This window comes from Chamaesiphon sp. OTE_8_metabat_110, assembly GCF_031382685.1.
In the GTDB taxonomy this organism is placed as follows: domain Bacteria; phylum Cyanobacteriota; class Cyanobacteriia; order Cyanobacteriales; family Chamaesiphonaceae; genus Chamaesiphon.
Genome location: NZ_JANMZA010000594.1, coordinates 1 through 2357, shown reverse-complemented (window position 1 = coordinate 2357; position 2357 = coordinate 1). Strand labels below are relative to the sequence as shown.

Annotated in this window: 3 protein-coding genes and 1 pseudogene; 3 read left to right on the top strand and 1 reads right to left on the bottom strand. The window is 47.4% G+C overall.

All coding sequences use genetic code 11. The features are described from left to right. The 3 genes and pseudogenes from RMO52_RS21420 to RMO52_RS21410 all read left to right on the top strand — a co-directional run. Positions 1-120: pseudogene (locus RMO52_RS21420) on the top strand (ISKra4 family transposase); the annotation flags it as partial. 84 nt (positions 121-204) lie between these two features. Further along, a complete protein-coding gene (locus RMO52_RS21415; protein ID WP_309740311.1) occupies positions 205-438 on the top strand; it encodes a Nif11-like leader peptide family natural product precursor in 234 nt (77 codons plus the stop codon). Between the two features lie 51 nt (positions 439-489). Beyond that, positions 490-1521 carry a fatty acid desaturase gene (locus RMO52_RS21410; protein ID WP_310418354.1) on the top strand — a complete coding sequence of 344 codons (1032 nt, stop codon included), beginning with the start codon at positions 490-492 and terminating at the stop codon, positions 1519-1521. A 60-nt stretch (positions 1522-1581) separates the two neighbouring features. On the opposite strand, the gene RMO52_RS21405 is transcribed toward RMO52_RS21410, so the two are convergent. Next, on the bottom strand, positions 1582-2357 hold a 776-nt coding region (locus RMO52_RS21405; protein WP_310418351.1), incomplete at its 5' end, for a L,D-transpeptidase.

The window sequence follows — 2357 nt, the reverse complement described above, 5'->3', positions numbered from 1 at the left end:
ACAATTAAACAGATTGACCGTCGCACTAAAATATCTGGGGCACAGTGGAAATTTGAAAATGTTCCTCAAGTACTAGCCCATCGCTGTGCCTACCTTAACAGATTAATTAGCGATCGCTAAATAAAAAGTGGGATGCTCCCGAATCTGCTTGACTAGATGATTAAGATTGACTTCATCTGGAGATCGGAAAGGAGGGGTATTGTTATGACTATGAAAAGTGTTCGCGATTTCTTTGCAGCAGTGAAAGAAGATGAGTCATTGCAGAGAAAAACCCAAATGGCGATCGATATTGATACTACGATCGAGATTGCTGGAGAGTACAATTATAAATTTACTCGCATAGAGTTACAGTCTTTTTTAGGTAAAATTCCTAACCAAGATTTAGCCTCTAAGGTAAATCCTGGGATCGGTAATCGATTACATCTAACTCCTCGATAGCAGCATACTAAGGGGATTTAAACCACTTATTTTCGTTAAAGAAGGTAAAGTATGGGCGTGTATATTCCGGCTGCGGACAAACTCACAACAGAACTGCAAACCGCAATCGCCGATTTACGTCAGGTCGATCCCCGTGTTGGTCTATTTCGATTCGCGACGATTGGCGCGATCGTCCTCAGCCTCACAGCACTAGCTTGGTCTACGAGTGACAACATCCTCACGTTCGTGGGCATTACGGCAATTACAGGCATCTTTTATGCGTTTTGGATGCTCTGTAGTCACGATACGGTTCACCAAACGCTGACGGGATGGTCGTGGTTCGAGACGATTGCGCCCCGCCTAACGACTTGGCCGATGTTTTGGCCCTATGGAACGTATGCGCTGCTACATCGCTTGCATCACGGCTGGAATGGGATCGACCTGCGCGACCCAGAGCGCGTGCAGTGGACACAAGCCGAGTATCAAAGGGTAAATCCTTTCTTGCGCTGGTATGTACGCCATCAGTGGGGCCTAGATATTTTCGGCTTAGGTGGCATCGGGCTGATTATTAAAACCTTGACCAATGCTTGGAAGTTGAGAACTGTATTACCGCAATTGCGAGTGCAGTTATGGATCGATCTGGCGGGAATACTCGTGCTTCAAGGTGGACTGCTGGCTTTTTTCAACGCACGGGGTGAAGTTGGTCGTTACCTGCTGTTCTGGCTGATTTTGGAGCGTACTGCTGGCACAATTGTCCAAGCGCGAGATCATTTGGAGCACTATGGCATGTGGGGACGAACTGGTGGCTACCAACTGACGCAACTCTACTCCTGCCGCAATCTGGACACCTATCCCTGGGTTGGCTGGCTGATGGGAGGACTAGACTATCATGCCGTCCACCATGCATTCCCAGATATTCCATTCGATCGATTGCCCGCAGCATTCGATCGGATTCAGGCGGTTTTACAACGGCACGGTTTGCTACTGATGGTTCGGGGTAAAGGTTATTTGCATGAAACTCTCGAACTAAGTCAGCAGCCCTCAACAATTGGGGCGATCGATCCTCAAGATCTCAGGGGTTATCATTACCTGTTGCGAGTGTAGCAATCTGCGGGGGTTGAGGCGGATCGAATGAATTTCAACATCCTCATCGCACAAATTCGGTTAGCCGGAAGATCGCTTGGATTTTTTTGTCGGACGGGAGATTAATCGATCGCCCCTCCAGCACTTAGGACTGAGACTTACTGACAGCGGATTCCCATCGATTTTTACTTGGGTAATCCCAGCCAAAGTATTGTCATAAATCCACTCAGCACCGCGATTTTTAGTTAATAGGCGCATACATCCATGCGAAGCGGGATAAGGCGGCACTGCGTAGGCATGAAAGGCAATTTCTCGCTCTGCATGAAACCAAGTGACAAATTTTGCCTCTGGATATTTGGGAAGAACGCAACCATAACCTTGGACTAAATAAGGTGGTGGAGACAGAGGCGTACAGCGAGAACCCCGCTTTTGACTCTGGGCGGTCGAACGACAATCTGCATTGCAATTCCCCGCACCTGAAGAGGCATTAAACTGAACTGGTAGAGTTTCGCTGCTTAAATTTTTGTTAGCCCAGTTTAAAGTAACTGTGCTGTAAGTATTGCTGTAAAGATTGACTTGAATATTGCTGATATAGGTGCCAGTAGTATCCCCTGTAAAGCCACTACTCCGCTGGCTGGTATTCTGTTGGCGACCGCATAATTTCCATTGCGAACCCTGGGTAACACGAGACTTTTTGACTGCGGGAGTAAGTGGAGTCGGTCGATCTTCAGGAAATGATGAAGGTGCTGGTGTTTGAGCTAGCAAATTTCGATCCAGTAATGTGGATGAAAATGTCTGTGAAGGGGGAATAGTTAGAACGAGCGGTACAAACCCACCCAGAATAGCCAGTAAAAGGC

What these genes read in the sequence shown, in the direction of transcription:
- RMO52_RS21410 (WP_310418354.1), top strand. Translation starts at nt 490, where the DNA reads ATGGGCGTGTATATTCCGGCTGCGGACAAACTCACAACAGAACTGCAA.
- RMO52_RS21415 (WP_309740311.1), top strand. Translation starts at nt 205, where the DNA reads ATGACTATGAAAAGTGTTCGCGATTTCTTTGCAGCAGTGAAAGAAGAT.